The sequence below is a fragment of the Flavobacterium sp. genome, assembly GCF_044369455.1.
In the GTDB taxonomy this organism is placed as follows: Bacteria; Bacteroidota; Bacteroidia; order Flavobacteriales; family Flavobacteriaceae; genus Flavobacterium.
Genome location: NZ_JBIPLW010000007.1, coordinates 44,684 through 60,429, shown reverse-complemented (window position 1 = coordinate 60,429; position 15,746 = coordinate 44,684). Strand labels below are relative to the sequence as shown.

Annotated in this window: 13 protein-coding genes and 1 tRNA gene; 7 read left to right on the top strand and 7 right to left on the bottom strand. The window is 36.1% G+C overall.

What is annotated here, in order from left to right; all coding sequences use genetic code 11:
- Nucleotides 1-76 precede the first annotated feature (76 nt).
- Nucleotides 77-1,018 (bottom strand): ribose-phosphate pyrophosphokinase, encoded by a 942-nt coding sequence (locus ACIQ2L_RS08400; RefSeq protein ID WP_396157757.1) that lies wholly within the window; start codon nt 1,016-1,018, stop codon nt 77-79.
- 246 nt (nt 1,019-1,264) lie between these two features.
- On the opposite strand from ACIQ2L_RS08400, the gene ACIQ2L_RS08395 reads away from it, so the two are divergent.
- From ACIQ2L_RS08395 to ACIQ2L_RS08365, 7 genes are all read left to right on the top strand, one after another.
- Nucleotides 1,265-1,344, top strand: a tRNA-Leu gene (locus ACIQ2L_RS08395).
- Nucleotides 1,345-1,392: 48 nt separating this feature from the next.
- Nucleotides 1,393-1,644, top strand: coding sequence for a GIY-YIG nuclease family protein (locus ACIQ2L_RS08390; RefSeq protein WP_396157756.1), 252 nt, complete (start codon nt 1,393-1,395; stop codon nt 1,642-1,644).
- A 219-nt stretch (nt 1,645-1,863) separates the two neighbouring features.
- Nucleotides 1,864-2,109 carry a GIY-YIG nuclease family protein gene (locus tag ACIQ2L_RS08385; RefSeq protein ID WP_396157754.1) on the top strand — a complete coding sequence of 82 codons (246 nt, stop codon included), beginning with the start codon at nt 1,864-1,866 and terminating at the stop codon, nt 2,107-2,109.
- Between the two features lie 137 nt (nt 2,110-2,246).
- Entirely contained in the window at nt 2,247-2,873 is a 627-nt protein-coding gene (locus ACIQ2L_RS08380; protein WP_396157753.1) for a response regulator, read from the top strand.
- A gap of 10 nt (nt 2,874-2,883) precedes the next feature.
- Nucleotides 2,884-4,641 carry an ATP-binding protein gene (locus ACIQ2L_RS08375; protein WP_396157752.1) on the top strand — a complete coding sequence of 586 codons (1,758 nt, stop codon included), beginning with the start codon at nt 2,884-2,886 and terminating at the stop codon, nt 4,639-4,641.
- 230 nt (nt 4,642-4,871) lie between these two features.
- Entirely contained in the window at nt 4,872-8,348 is a 3,477-nt protein-coding gene (locus ACIQ2L_RS08370; RefSeq protein WP_396157750.1) for a tail fiber domain-containing protein, read from the top strand.
- 80 nt (nt 8,349-8,428) lie between these two features.
- Nucleotides 8,429-9,499 (top strand): arabinogalactan endo-beta-1,4-galactanase, encoded by a 1,071-nt coding sequence (locus ACIQ2L_RS08365; protein ID WP_396157749.1) that lies wholly within the window; start codon nt 8,429-8,431, stop codon nt 9,497-9,499.
- Nucleotides 9,500-9,614: 115 nt separating this feature from the next.
- Here the strand turns inward: ACIQ2L_RS08365 and mgtE are convergent, their stop codons facing one another.
- The 6 genes from mgtE to serS all read right to left on the bottom strand — a co-directional run bounded on the left by mgtE (nt 9,615) and on the right by serS (nt 15,737).
- Nucleotides 9,615-10,967 (bottom strand): magnesium transporter, encoded by a 1,353-nt coding sequence (gene mgtE / locus ACIQ2L_RS08360; RefSeq protein ID WP_396157748.1) that lies wholly within the window; start codon nt 10,965-10,967, stop codon nt 9,615-9,617.
- Complete coding sequence (gene rsmA, locus ACIQ2L_RS08355) at nt 10,957-11,736, bottom strand: 16S rRNA (adenine(1518)-N(6)/adenine(1519)-N(6))-dimethyltransferase RsmA (protein ID WP_396157747.1); 780 nt, start codon at nt 11,734-11,736, stop codon at nt 10,957-10,959. Before rsmA ends, mgtE begins: the two co-directional genes overlap by 11 nt.
- Before the next feature lie 111 nt (nt 11,737-11,847).
- The gene (locus ACIQ2L_RS08350) at nt 11,848-12,168 is read right to left on the bottom strand and encodes a hypothetical protein (protein ID WP_396157746.1); all 321 of its coding nucleotides are present in this window, start codon (nt 12,166-12,168) and stop codon (nt 11,848-11,850) included.
- Between the two features lie 11 nt (nt 12,169-12,179).
- A complete protein-coding gene (locus ACIQ2L_RS08345; RefSeq protein WP_396157745.1) occupies nt 12,180-12,503 on the bottom strand; it encodes a DUF4286 family protein in 324 nt (107 codons plus the stop codon).
- Between the two features lie 84 nt (nt 12,504-12,587).
- A complete protein-coding gene (locus ACIQ2L_RS08340; RefSeq protein ID WP_396157744.1) occupies nt 12,588-14,366 on the bottom strand; it encodes a tetratricopeptide repeat protein in 1,779 nt (592 codons plus the stop codon).
- A gap of 99 nt (nt 14,367-14,465) precedes the next feature.
- A complete protein-coding gene (gene serS / locus ACIQ2L_RS08335; protein WP_396157743.1) occupies nt 14,466-15,737 on the bottom strand; it encodes a serine--tRNA ligase in 1,272 nt (423 codons plus the stop codon).
- Nucleotides 15,738-15,746 lie beyond the last annotated feature (9 nt).

The following is a 15,746-nucleotide window of genomic DNA, read 5'->3' as shown; positions in this document are numbered from 1 at the left end:
TGCCCCTTCACTAAAACAGTCCATAGGACTTTTTAACTTCGTTCAGTTCGGCTTTGCCTCGCTTCTTAACACTCGGTCACATCAGAAATTTACCACTGATGGAATTGTTGTGTTGCACCATGTGCATTACTTCTGCAAAAAGAGGTGCACAACTCACCACTTTTATTTTATTCGATTCCTTCTTTAACGGAATTGAATCGGTTACAATTAACTCCAATAATTTAGAATTCTCTATTTTTTCATAAGCTTCTCCCGAGAGGATAGCATGAGTACAAATGGCTCTCACACTTAAAGCTCCTTTTTCCATCATTAAATCAGCTGCTTTGGCCAATGTTCCTCCGGTGTCAATCATATCGTCAACCAGAATTACATGTCGCCCTTTCACTTCACCAATCAGCTCCATTGTGTCAATCACGTTGGCTGCTTTTCTTTGTTTGTAACAAATTACCACATCCGATTCTAAAAATTTAGAATAGGCATAGGCTCTTTTTGAACCTCCCATATCAGGAGAAGCAATTGTTAAATTGTCTAATTGCAAACTCTTCACATAAGGTAAAAAGATAGTCGATGCAAACAAATGATCCACTGGCTTTTCAAAAAACCCTTGAATCTGATCGGCGTGTAAATCCATTGTCATGATTCGAGTAGCTCCGGCAGTTTCTAATAGTTTTGCTATTAGTTTTGCTCCAATCGGAACCCTTGGTTTGTCTTTTCTGTCTTGTCTTGCATAACCAAAATACGGAATTACGGCAGTAATGTGTCGCGCTGATGCTCTTTTTGCAGCATCTATCATTAACAAAAGTTCCATTAAATTGTCGGCACTCGGAAATGTAGAGCAAACAATAAAAACGCGCAATCCTCTTATTGATTCTTCAAAAGAAGGTTGAAATTCACCATCACTAAATTTTGAGAACGTAACTTTACCAAGCGGAACACCATAGTTTTCGGCTATTTGTTCAGCAAGATAGACGCTTTGCGAACACGCAAATATCTTTGCTTCTGGTTCTAAATGCGACATTGTAATTTGTTGTTTTTATCCGTTACACTAATGTTGGAAGTGTCTCGAATGTAGTTAGTTAGTTGTTGTTCGTTTTACCGAGGTGCAAATTTAGAAATTTAATCCAACTCTGAAAGGATATTTTTAACTATTTTTTTGAATCATTGTACAAAAAATATTTACATTTGCATCGTGTTATAAAATAAGCATCCTTTTTTTGATGTTTTTTTACGCGATAAGCCAACTGTTGTTGGTTTTGTCTGTCAAGCCCGGATGGCGGAATTGGTAGACGCGCTGGTCTCAAACACCTGTGGGAAACCGTGCCGGTTCGACTCCGGCTCCGGGTACGAAAAGCTTCTCTGCAAAGAGGAGCTTTTTAATTTTAAAATGTTTTTATGTATTATGTTTATGCAATTTCCAGTGTAGAAAGAAACTATATTTATGTAGGTTTGACAGACAATCTCGAAAGGCGATTATCTGAACATAATACAGGGAAAAATAAAACGACAAAGGCTTATTCTCCTTTCGTGCTTATATATTTTGAAAAATGTGGCAACAGAATTGAAGCTAGAATTAAAGAAAAATACTTTAAAAGCGGAAGTGGAAAGGAAAAATTAAGAATCATCAGAGAAAATCAAGGACAATAGGCGGAACCTGCCTATCGGCAGGCAGGCCTGCCTATCGGCAGGCAGGCCTGCCTGCCGGCAGGCAGGTTGGTAGACGCGCTGGTCTCAAACACCTGTGGGAAACCGTGCCGGCCTGTCTGCCGACAGGCAGGTTCGACTCCGGCTCCGGGCCTGCCTGCCGGCAGGCAGGTACGAAAAGCTTCTCTGCAAAGAGGAGCTTTTTAATTTTAAAATGTTTTTATGTATTATGTTTATGCAATTTCCAGTGTAGAAAGAAACTATATTTATGTAGGTTTGACAGACAATCTCGAAAGGCGATTATCTGAACATAATACAGGGAAAAATAAAACGACAAAGGCTTATTCTCCTTTCGTTGTAATTTATTTTGAAAATTACAGCAGCAGAAGCGAGGCTAGAAATAGAGAGAAATATTTTAAAAGCGGAATTGGGAAGGAAAAATTAAGAATCATCAGAGAAAATCTATAAGGCGGAACCTGCCTACCGGCAGGCAGGCCTGCCTACCGGCAGGCAGGCAGGTACGAAAGCTTTTCTTTTCTACGCCTATTTACGTATTTCAGCATATAATTACTATTTTTATATTGCTAAGGTAAATTTGAGCGATTATGAAAAAACGTATTGGTATAGTTGAAGACGACAGAGATTTGAGAGAAGCACTCTGTATGATGATACAATTTACAGAGAATTATGAACTTGCTGGGAGTTTTGAAAATGCCGAAAAAGCACTTCAATATTTGCCCGAAACCAACCCAGACGCAATATTAATGGACATCAATTTACCTGGAGAAGATGGAATACATTGCGTGAATAAACTCAAAAATATCAATCCCGATTATTTGGTTTTAATGTGTACTTCTTATGAAGACGATGATAAAATTTTCAAAAGTTTAGAAGTAGGTGCCAGTGGTTATATTCTAAAAACCGAAGGTCCTGCTAAAATCATCAGTGCTTTAGATGAGTTGTTTGAAGGCGGAAGCCCAATGAGCAGTAGTATCGCCCGAAAAGTGGTAGCCAGTTTTTCTAAAATGGAATTGCAAAATAAGTTAACCGAAACCCTCACAACAAGAGAGAACGAGATTCTAAATTTGTTAGCCAAAGGTCAAATGAATAAGGAAGTAGCGCATCATTTAGAAATAAGCGTTGGAACCGTTCGAAAACACATCCAGAACATTTATGAGAAGCTACATGTCAATACAAGAGTTGAAGCCGTAAATTTGTATTTAAAACGCTAATTTTAGAGCCATGAAATTTTATTTAAACTTATATTTGCTGTTTATTTTTGTTGCTGTAAACGCACAGAAGTTTGCTGATAAAAGTAAATTACAAGAATTTAATAACTGTAAGACTCAAAAGTGTAAAATTACCCGATCATTTCTTTTAGCAGAGTATTATTTGGAAGTCGATGATATTCAATCATCACAAAAGTGGTTAGCCAAAACAAAGGATTTAGTTTCACCAAAACAAAACGATACAACCACAGTTTTTATTCACAGCTTACAATCGGAACTTTTTTATTACGACGGTTTATTTCAATTTGGCACTAATGAAGCTGAAAAAGCAATTCAGAAGGCAAAACAACTTCAAGATAATTCGCTGATTGCTAATGCCTATTTTTTTAAGGGAATTAATCAAGTTGAAATGAATGAGTTGAAAGAAGCCGAAAAGTCGTTCTGGAAAGCTAAAGCGTATCAACCTGAGAAAAATACTAAATCTTCTATCCGTAGTTCGATTCAAAACGAACATATTTTCAACAATATTGCACAATTAAAGCTGATAATTCAGCAAACAGATTCTGCTGTATGGTATAACACGAAAGCGTATTTATTTGCAAAAAAAACAAATAGTAAACGAGGAATTCCCAATATAGAACAAACTTTTGGGCAAATTTATCTTGAAGAAAAGAAAATGGATAGCGCTGTTTTCTATTTTCAAAAGAGTATTCTTTCAGCTCAAAAAAGTCACTATTTTGATATTGTTCTACTCAATTATGGTTTTTTGATACAATGTTTTGAAAACAATAAAATAAAAAATAATCAATGGTTTGAAAAAGGGCTTGAATTGATTCATAAAAAGAATGTTAACGCTACTTTTCAGCATTATTTTTTTAAAATTGCTTTGAATGTTTTCAAAAAAACCAATCAAATAGAAAAGCTTTCCATTGTTCAAGAAAAATTAATCAACAACAATGAAGAAATCCGTTTAAAGGGAAACTTAAAGATTCAAAACATTACAGAACAATACGCCAAAAACGAAAATAAACTACTTAACTTTCAAATAGAAGAGCTAATCAAAAAACGAAAGTATACTTTTTTACAATTGATAGCAGCGCTATTGGGGATTTTACTATCCGTTTTATTTATAATTATTATTAGAAGAAAAAACAAAGTTCAGCAAACACTATTAAATCAAAAAAATGACATCAGTAAAGATTTACATGATGATATTGGAAGTGGGTTAAGTAGTATTTTAATTCATGCCGATTTGTTACTTAAAGACAAAAATGCCGGAGAGAAACAAAAAGTGTTGGCTACCAAAATTGTTCAAACTGGTAAAGAAATCTCACAGCAACTTAACACTTTTATATGGTCGTTAAGTACCGATAATAACGGTTTACAAAGTTTTACAGAGTATGTCAAACAATATGGCGTTACTTTACTCGAAAGCACAAATATTGAATTTGAATTCACAACCAACATAGCTTCTAAAGAAGCCTTAATTATAAACGGAGCGCAAAGAAAACATTTGTTTTTATGTGTCAAAGAGCTGTTAAACAACGCTGTTAAACATGCTAAAGCTCAAAAAATAGAGATTAGCATTAAAGTTAATGACAAAAATATTTTAGAGATTATTGTTGCTGATAACGGTTCTGGAATGAATAAGGAAAATCAGTTTGGGAATGGAATTACCAATATTAAAAGAAGAATTGAATTATTAGGAGGAAAAGTCAATTTTGCTCAAAATGATGGTTTACAAATTACTTTGACTATTCCTCTGAAATAAATCGGTCTCCAAGCCATTTGCAGTTTTCCTGAATACGCCTTTTAGCGTATTTTTTTATTTTAATCTAGTAAAGCAATAGCCATTTTTAAAGAGTTAAAGCATTTTTCATCTTATTATACTATGACTAATATCGTATTGCGTGTTTTGAACTAAAGGCGGAATTTTATCCATCATTTTCAGAGAGTTAGATCATAACTTTTTGTAAAGTAATCGACTAAAAATTCAGCATCATGATAAAAAAAATACTACTCTTTTCACTACTTGTTATTGGAATCGAAAGTAAGGCTCAAGTTGGAATTAATACCACTACTCCGAATGCCCAACTCGATGTGCAATCGAGCAATCAGGCAACACCGAGCAATACAGACGGGATTTTAATTCCAAAAGTTGATGTTTTCCCTGCTACCAATCCCACCCTTGCACAACAAGGAATGTTGGTGTATTTAACGACTTCGACTACATTTTCGGGAAATCCTAAACCAATAGGTTTTTATTATTGGAATAATACCTCATCGGATTGGATTGCTATACAAGGAGCCGACGGAGGAACACTTGACCAAGCCTACGATTTTGGTGGACCAGGAAATGGAGGAACGATAACAGCCGATACCGGAGCGGTTTTAATTAATGGAACAGATGGTTTGGTTTCCACCGGAACTTCTGGAACTGGAGTTGTAGCGCCTTCAGGTGCTGGTACTAGAATGGTTTGGAATCCGAGAAAGACAGCATTTAGAGCGGGAATTGTAACAGGAACACAATGGGATGATACGAATATTGGATCAACATCAGTTGCATTTGGTTTAAACACTACTGCCTCTGGAAGTCTTTCATTTGCATTTGGCAATAATTCTACTTCATCAGGAAATCTTTCAACATCTTTTGGCCTATCAAATACCGCTTCAGGTTCTACATCATTTGCATTTGGAAATGGCTCAACTGCTTCAGGTAATACTTCTTTTGCTTTTGGCAATAATACTATTGCCTCGGGAAGTTTTTCAACAGGTTTTGGAAGATTTTCAAATAGCTTGGGAGACAACACTTTCGTTGCAGGCCTAAATAATTTTGCTAATAGTTTTGGAGAAGTTGTTGTCGGAATTGGCGCAACCACTTACACACCGTCTACAAACGGAGCCACTCAATTTAGAACAGCCAATTCAACTGATAGATTATTTGTAGTTGGAAACGCCATTGATGCAAATAATAATAATACAGTTGATGTAGCGGAAAGAAGCGATGCGATGGTGGTTTTGAAAAATGGAGCAACTGGAATTGGTACCTCGTTGCCAAATGCTGTTCTTGATATTAATGCTAATGATCACGGAATTTTGATTCCTAGAGTGGCTTTAACTAGTAAAATAGTTCAAGCACCAGTTGTTAACCCTCTGGGAGGTATTTTACCCGTAAGCACTATGATTTACAACACAGCAACAGCAGGCGTTAATCCGAATAATGTGTATCCCGGGTTTTATTATTGGAATACAACAAATTGGGTTCGTTTTGATGCTAATGGAGAGAATAACCCAACATACTATACCGCCGTTGGAACTCTTGATACTTTTTCGTCGAGTACTTTTTTCTCGCTTCCACAGATGAGTGTCACATTTACACCTAAGGACGATGTTGTTCTTGTAAATTTTTCTGCTGCTGGCAATCGCTTTGATGATGCTTGTGCTAATACCGCTATTTTTTTCCGAATAGTTTTAAATGGAATTCCAGTTACAAGTTGGCAAACTGCTTCCAAACAATCTATTGTAAATTCTTCTTTATTTGATGATGATATTACTACATGGGACACTAACATTTCATATCCAGTATCTGTACCTATAGGAATTCCTCAAACAATTCAAATACAATGGTCTGCTCCCGATTGCCAGATGATAAATAGTCCTGCAACCCCATTATCAGCATTTGGTTCTATTTTTAGGTCTTATAGAACATTAACCGTTATAGACCCAAACGGAGGCGGTGGGATTGTTGGTACACCTCCAGTAACTACAAATTTATGGGCGCTGAATGGTAACACGGGTACAAGTGCTTTAACAAATTTTCTAGGTACAGCTGATAGTCAACCGCTCCGTTTTCGAACAGGAAATACTTTTGCAGGAAATATTTCAAATACTGCGACTGGTTTAGTGAGTTTAGGTTTGAACGCTGGGCCTGTTAATACAGGGGTTTCCAATACCTTTTTTGGCGGTACTGCTGGGCTACTAAACACAACAGGTGATAGTAACACCTTTGTTGGTCAAGGCGCAGGAGCTTCTAATACCACTACATCAAGTAACACCTATGTTGGAGCTGGTGCAGGACAGTCCAATACCACGGGAAGTCAAAACGTGTATCTTGGCAGGCTGGCTGGAGGAAACGGGGCAACAGGATCGAACAATATTTTAATTGGAAATGGAGCAGGAATAGTAAACCAAGCAAATCAAAACTCCTTTGTGGGCTCTTTTTCTGGAAATGGAAACTCAACGGGAGCAAATAATTCATTTTTCGGATTTTCTTCAGGTGCTAGTAATGGTATCGGTAATCAAAATACTTTTGTGGGAGCATTTGCCGGAAACGTTAATACAGATGGGACACTAAACACGATAATTGGATGTAATGCAAATTTGTCCACCAATAATTTAACAAACGCCGCAGCTATTGGCACCAATGCATTAGTTAGCGCTAGTAACAGTTTGGTTTTAGGAAGTGTAAATGGCGTAAATTCTGCCACTAGCACTGTTAATGTAGGTATAGGCACTACGGCACCTTTAGAACGATTGCATGTAGCAGGAAGAACCTTTTTAACGAATGGCTTTTCTGCTGATAATGCTGCCTTGGTATACCGAAATAATACCGATTATATGTTTCTTGGCCCACAATCAGGAAGCAGTGCGAATGGAGCAGCAATGGCACTTTTTGGCACTACAAACGCAACCGGAGGCAATGCTGGTGGTGTAGATTTTAATGTGCCGACTGGTCTAGTTAGAATAACTTCTGCCGGAAATGTTGGAATTGGGGCTACTCCTGCTAGAAAATTAGAAGTATCAAATGCAGGAATTGTTTATGGAAGGATTACCAATACGGCATCAACCGAGGTAGGTTTTGAACTAAAGCGTTCGGGCTCAGATTGGCAAATGAGAAATGAAGCTGGATTGCTGTTTTTCGGGCAAAGTAGTGATGATTTAGTCACAGTCAATGATGTTTTAAGATTAGGAGGCAGTTCTGTAACACCTGCTATTGATAATGGTATTACCTTAGGACAATTAGGGCTGCGCTGGACCAATGTGTTTGCTGTAAACGGAACGATTCAGACGAGTGATGCTAATGATAAAAAAGAAATGAAACCCATAACTTTTGGGTTAGATAAAATCAAACAGTTGCGTCCGATTTCTTTTCAATGGAAAGACAACGCAATTGATAACTCAGCTACGCATTTAGGCTTTGTAGCACAAGAAGTAAAACAGGTTTTGCCCCAAGTTATTGTAGATTCTGATTGGTTTGAACTTCCCGAAGGACAGGGACGAGTTTGGCAAAAATCGGAACGATTAGGGATGAAATACGCAGAAATTATTCCGGTTTTAGTAAAAGCCGTTCAGGAACAGCAAGAAGTTATTGAAAATCAAAAAAATGAAATAAAGACCTTAAAACAACAATTGGAGCAACAGCAAAGAGCTATTTTGGAACGCCTCGAAAAATTAGAAGCTACATCTAAACCAGATTAAGTTCTAAAATGAATGTTATTAAAAATCCTCAGAGGATTTTTAATTTTAATCTCTTCCATAATTTTGAGTAACTTTGAAATATGAAAATAAGAGCCGTTTTTTATTGTACCCTTTTATTGTTTTCTTTTTCATGTTCAGAGGACACTTCATCGAATGATAGTTCACAAGAAGTGTTTATCAAAGGAGCTGACATGTCATTTTTACCTCTAATTGAAGGTGAAGGAACGCAATACTTCAATGCTACTAATCAATCGGAAGATGCATTAATTACATTAAAAAAAGCGGGATGTAACACCATTCGTATTCGCATTTGGAATAACTCTCCCGAAAATCTTTCTTCTTTTACTGAAGTCAAAGCATTAGCACAACGAGTAAAAAATGCTGGCATGAAAGTATGGCTTTGCGTTCACTATTCTGACACTTGGGCCGATCCAGGAGCGCAAACGATACCAGCAGCATGGGCTAATTTATCGTTTAGCGATTTAAAAGTTGCTTTTGCAAATTATACGTCAACTGTAGTGGCTGAAATAAAACCTGATATTATTCAAATTGGCAATGAAATAAACAATGGGTTTATGTGGCCTAAAGCAGATTTGGCAACCCATGAAAGTGAATTTTTAGAATTATTATCAATTGCAAGTAACACCATTCGAACCCAAGCGCCAAAAACAAAAATCATGCTGCACTATGCAGGTATTGGTGCTGATGCGAGTTGGTTTTACAATAAAATGACTATTATAAATTATGATTATATTGGATTGTCGTATTACCCTATTTGGCACGGAAAGAATCTTGAAGAAGTAAAATCTACCATCATTACTTTAGGTCAAACGCATAATAAAAAAGTGATTATTGCCGAAACTTCGTATCCTTTTACATTAGGTTTTAATGACTGGACCAATAATATTTTGGGAACAACCGATCAAATTATTCCTTTATTTAGCGCAACGCCTTTAGGGCAAAAAGCCTATTTACTTGCCTTAAAAGAAAAGATAAAAGAAACGCAACAAGGATTTGGGTTTTGTTATTGGGGAACCGAATGGGTCGCTTTTAGAGGCAATCAATCGACCAATGGTTCGCCTTGGGAAAACCAATCGTTATGGGATTTTAACAATAGAGCACTACCCGCTATGGCTGCTTTTGCGGAGTAAAAAAAAACGTCCTTACTAGCCCCGATGGGAATGGCATCCTTTTTCTTTGAAAAGAAAAAGATATAATGGACAGCGGGAGCATACGCCAGAAGATAGAAAATGTGCTGCTCCTAAACTAAAATCCAAGGATCATTTTTGCAATCGAAAAGTAAATTAAAATTCCGCAAATATCATTACTAGTCGTAATAAATGGCCCTGTAGCCAAAGCTGGGTCAATCCCCAATTTATCTAATAACAAAGGAATAAAAGTGCCTATAAGTGAGGCAATAATAATTACAGAAACTAGCGCAATAGTTACAATCATCCCTATTTTAGGTTCAACCCCTAAAAGAAAATGACTTCCTAATAATAGAATTGACGCTAAAATAATTCCGTTTAAAAGACTCAATGAAATTTCTTTTAATAATCGCTTAAAAATAGAACCGCTGATAGAGTGATTGGCCAAACCTTGGACGATTATTGCAGAAGACTGAACACCTACATTACCCGCCATAGCGGCAATTAACGGCGTAAAGAAAAACAGTTCGCCATGTTCTTTCATTGCTGGTTCGAAAAGGCCTAACATTTTCACGCTAATAAAACCTCCTAAAAGTGCTAAAACCAACCAAGGCAAACGGGCTTTTGTCAGTTCCAAGATGCTATCGTCTGCTTCAACATCTTGCGAGATACCGGCTGCCAATTGGTAATCCTTATCTGCTTCATCTTTGATTACGTCAACAATATCATCGATAGTTACACGACCGACCAATCTTCCCATTTCATCTACAACGGGGATGGCTTCTAAGTCATATTTTTGCATGATTCGAGCAACTTCTGTGTTTTCGGTATCTACTCTTACGTAGTCAACTTTTTTAATATAGACTTCACTGATGGGTGTTTTGGTAGAAGTAGTTAATAAATCTTTTAGGGATAATCTTCCTTTCAATCTATTTTCATCATCAACCACATAAATAGAATGTACACGAGTGACATGTTCTGCTTGAATTCGCATTTCTTTCACACAGGTAAGTACATTCCAATTTTCATTGACTTTCACCAACTCTTTTCCCATTAGTCCTCCAGCAGTATCATCGTCGTAGCGCAATAAATCAACTATGTCTTTGGCATGCTCAACGTCTTCAAGTTCGGAGATTACTTCTTCTTTTTTGCTTTGTGAAAGCTCGGCAATAATGTCGGCGGCATCATCCGTATCTAATTCATCTAACTCTTCGGCAATTTCTTTAGCGGAAAGGCCATTTAGAATTTTTTCACGAACATCTTCCTCCAATTCAGTAAGAATTTCAGATGTGATTTCAACGTCTAGAATTCTGAAAATATAAATCGCTTCTTCAATGTCTAATTCATCAAAAATCTCCGCAATATCGGCATGGTGCATATCATTCAACAAAACCTCCAATTCTTGGTCGTTTTTGTCTTGAATGAGTTGCTCGATTTGCTCTAAGAGTTTTTTGCTGATTTTAAACTGCATTGGCTTCTATTTTTTGAGTGAGTTCGATGAATTGTTCAACGGTTAATTGCTCTGGGCGCAGGTCAAAGATAGTATCTTCTTTTAAATTATCAGATAAAGCGAATGATTTTAAACTATTTCTTAAGGTCTTGCGTCGTTGTTGAAAACCTATTTTTACTACGGAGAAGAATAATTTTTCATTACAAGGCAGCGTAAAATTCTCTTTTCTGCGTAAGCGCAAAACCCCCGAATTTACTTTGGGTGGCGGATTAAAAACATTGGGTGGAACTGTAAATAAATATTCGGCTTCATAAAAAGCTTGCACTAATACCGATAAAATTCCGTACGCTTTGGTTCCTTTTTTTTCACAGATTCGTTCCGCTACTTCTTTTTGAAACATTCCCGAAAACTCAGGAACTTGATGCCTTAATTCCAAACATTTAAACACAATTTGAGTAGAAATATTATAAGGAAAATTTCCTATGATGGCAAAAGGTTTTCCTTCAAAAACTTCGTTGATGTTGTATTTCAAAAAATCTTTGGAAATTATTTTTCCATGGAGTTTTGGATAATGAGTGTTCAAATAGTCAACAGATTCAGTGTCGATTTCGATAACATACGTTGTCGTTGGTTTTTCCAGAAGGTATTTGGTTAAAACGCCCATGCCGGGACCAATTTCCAAAATGTTGTCATAGCCATCAAACGCTAAGGTATCGGCAATGGCTGATGCGATACTTTCGTCAGTTAAAAAATGTTGTCCGAGGTGTTTTTTGGCTTTTACTTTTTCCATTTATGCTGAATTTATTTCAGTATCTAATTTGTTTTTTTGCCGCGAAGACACTAAGTCGCTAAGGTTTTTTTCTCGCAAAGGCGCAAAGGCACAAAGCAAATTGTTTTTAACTTATATCCAAGGATATTTATTCTTCTTAGTAACGGTTTCAATTGTATGAATACTCCAAACTACTAATCCTGGTTTTCCTATTTTTAATAATCTTTCATCGGAAACATCATTTTTCTTTGCCCAAAGAATCCAATTTCTTACTAAAAACCCCCAAGAAATCCATCCAAGAATAAATGAAATTGATACATTTCGGAAAAAAGAAAAATCAGTAAATTCTGCAAGTCCAAAAAAGACAACAACCATTGTTATTGTAATTGGTAAATTAACAGTTAATTGTCCTTTTAAAAGAACATCAAAATCTTTAATTGGCTTTTTATCCATGTCTTTAAGTTCTAATTGGTCTGAAAAAATTCCGAAATCAACTCCAATTCTGTTCTAAAAGCCAACATTTTATCGCCAAATAATTGCAATCCTTCTTCGCGAAGCCGTGGTGCATCTTCATCGTAATATTTTTGCAACGTTTCTTTACTGTCAGTGGTGTATTGAATGGAATAGGTTGTTCCGCCCATTTCTTCTTCTACTAATACTTTTACCATGCGTGCCGAAGAAAATTTTCCTGTGGCAAGTACATCATGAATGTGTTTGTGTTGCATCCAAATCATCCATTGGTCGTGAACACTTTCGTGGATGTTTATAGTGACGTTGTATAAAATCATAAGATTTTCGATTATTGATTTGTGATTAACGATTTTTGATTTTGCTGAGCACTAAAAACTCCCGATAGCTATCGGGACTGAACACTAAAGATTAGTATCGCCTCGAAGTTTCCTGTACTTGTTCCTCGAGTCAACATAGTAAATGCTATCTTCATGTTTAAATATCATTTCTTCATAAAGTGGTTTGGCTTTTTCGGGATCTTTTAACTGATTGTTGTAAATTTCAGCGGAATAATAAAGTGCTTCATCAATGTATATACTTTCTTTATGATTGGTAATTATGGTATTATAATTTTCTATTGCTTTGATAAAATCGCCTTGTTTTTCATAAATTTTTCCGATACGCAATAAGGTTACCGCTTCTATATCTTCGCCTTTATGCTCTTTTAATAGTAGCTGAAATTGTTCTAGTGATTCCTTCTTTTTATTTTGATACAACAGAAAATCAGCACGGGCAAATTTCTTCAAAGCTACTTGCAACGAATCCTCAACGGTATTATCACTTATTAATAAAAACAACTCTAAAGAATCATTGGCAATCAATTGGGATGAAGCTGATTTTAATACTTTCAACTGATGGGAAGCCCATTCAAAATCCGTTTTAAAATAACTCGTTTTAGCTGTTTTCAAACCGGCTTCTTGTCCGATAACATCGCCTCCCATATCTTCATCGATCTGTGAGTAATATAGTAAAGCTTGATTGAATTTTTCTTCAAATAAAAGAATGTCAGCCAATTCCATTTTGGTTTCTGCCAGTTGATATCGATTGATAGGCATTTCCATAGCGCTTTTTAAAATGGCTTTGGCTTTTTCAGGATTGTTCAAATGAAATGCGTTGAAATCTGCTTGTAATTTTAATAATGAAAGTGTATACGGACTTACTCCATACTCTTTTATCAAAACATCAATTTCATTTGTAATCGCTGGATAATCTTTCTCAGCAGCATGGTCAATTTTCATTTCTAATAAATAGTAATGTGCCTGAATCAATAAATCTAAATCTTTGGTGTTATCCAATACAAAAGTCAGAATTTCTTGAGCCGAATCTTGGTCATTATCTTCGATAGCCATTTGACCCAAACTAACAATATTAGAAAAGGAATCTGGATTTCTTTTGTAGATGGCTTTTTGTTGAATAAACGCTTTTCCGTATTCTTTTTGTTGTATAAATAGCCAACTCAAAAAATCATTCCAAAAAATATCTTGTGTTTTCTGAGCTCTTATTAGTAATGCTTTTTTTAAGATATCATTAAAAACAACATCTTCTTGTTCCGTCATAAATCGGGACAATTGATTTTGAATTAAGGGCAGATTTTGTTGATTACTATAAGCTTCATCTAAAAAAGTGTCTATCATCAAACTAGTATTGCCTTGCTGACCGTAAAGCACTGCCATCTGAAAATTAAAACTCATTTTGGGTTCTTTTTCAAGGGCAGTTTTATACGCCAAAAGTGCATAATCTACCAACGCTTTTCGCTCAAAAACATAAGCAATGCCATAGACTTCGGTGGCATTTTTTTTGATTTTATCAATGGCTTGGTTGTAATATTTATTGGCCTTTTCCTGATTTTTTTGCAATTGATAATTATACCCTAACTCAACTAAAAGATTGGCTTGTCTGTATTTGTTTAATCGATTCTCGAGTGCACTTTGTGCTTTGTCAAACTGAAGCAATTGCTGGTAACATTCAATTACTCTTTGAAAGTAATTGTAATTTCCTTCCTGAGATTTAAGCAGGTCTTCATAACTTACTAAAGCTTTTTCAAACTCTCCGCGGTCGAAATAGTTATTTGCTAATTGCTCGTTTTGGCCTTGAACCCAAAAAGAAATAAAAAGCAAAAGAAATGAGAGCGTTTTTTTCATAGGATTTTAAAAATAATGCACTAAAGTACCACTTTTTGTGTCCGATTAGTGCAATTAAATGTTAAAAAGAGCTGCCCATTTTAAGACAGCTTAACTTTTTTAGTTGATGATATCAAACCCAGTATACTTGCGCAATACTTCTGGGATTACAATCCCATCTGGAGTCTGATAATTTTCTAAGATTCCGGCCAAAACCCTTGGCAATGCTAAGGAACTTCCGTTCAAAGTATGCGCTAATTGTGTTTTCCCTTCTTTTCCCTTAAAACGCAATTTCAAACGGTTCGCTTGGAACGTTTCGAAATTGGAAACCGAAGAGATTTCTAACCATTTATCTTGCGCTGTAGAAAACACTTCAAAATCATATGTTAAAGCGGAAGCAAAACCCATGTCGCCCCCACAAAGACGCAGAATTCGGTAAGGTAATTTTAATTCCTGCAACAATTTTTTCACATGTTCTACCATGCCGTCTAAAGCTTCGTACGATTTATCAGGATGTTCTATTCGAACGATTTCTACTTTGTCAAATTGGTGTAAACGGTTTAAACCCCGAACATGTGCGCCATAGGAACCTGCTTCTCTTCTGAAACAGGGTGTGTAACCAGTACACAAAATGGGCAATTCACTTTCCTGCAAAATCACATCTCGGAAAATATTGGTTACCGGAACTTCAGCAGTTGGAATCAAATACAAATCATCAGTTGCGTCATGATACATTTGACCCTCTTTATCAGGTAATTGTCCCGTTCCGTATGCCGATGCTTCGTTTACCAAATGAGGCACTTGAAACTCTTGGTATCCTGCTTCTGTGTTTTTATCTAAGAAATAGGATATTAAAGCCCGTTGTAATTTGGCTCCTTTTCCTTTATAGACCGGAAATCCAGCGCCAGTAATTTTTACACCTAATTCAAAATCAATAATGTCGTATTTCTTTACTAATTCCCAATGCGGTTGAGCTCCTTCGTGTAAAACTGGAATGTCACCTTCTTCAAAAACGTTTAGATTTTCTTCTGGGGTTTTTCCAACCGGAACGATATCCGCAGGAAGATTTGGTAGTGAATACATTTTTTGCAAAAGTTCATTTGCTATCGCTTCTGATTTTTCAGAAAGTTCTTTGCTTATTTCTTTTAACTGAACTGTTTTTAGTTTCAATATTTCAGCTTTGGCTTTTTCGCCATTTTTCATCAATTCACCAATGTCTTTAGATAGTTTGTTCGATTCGCCTAGAGCGTTATCTAGTGCTACTTGAGTGCTTCTTCTAGTTTCATCTAACTGGATTACATCTTCTACGAGTGTTTTCACATCCATATTTCTTTTGGCTAAAGCCGTAATCACTTTTTCTTTGTTTTCTCTGATATAACTTATCTGTAACATGTCTATACT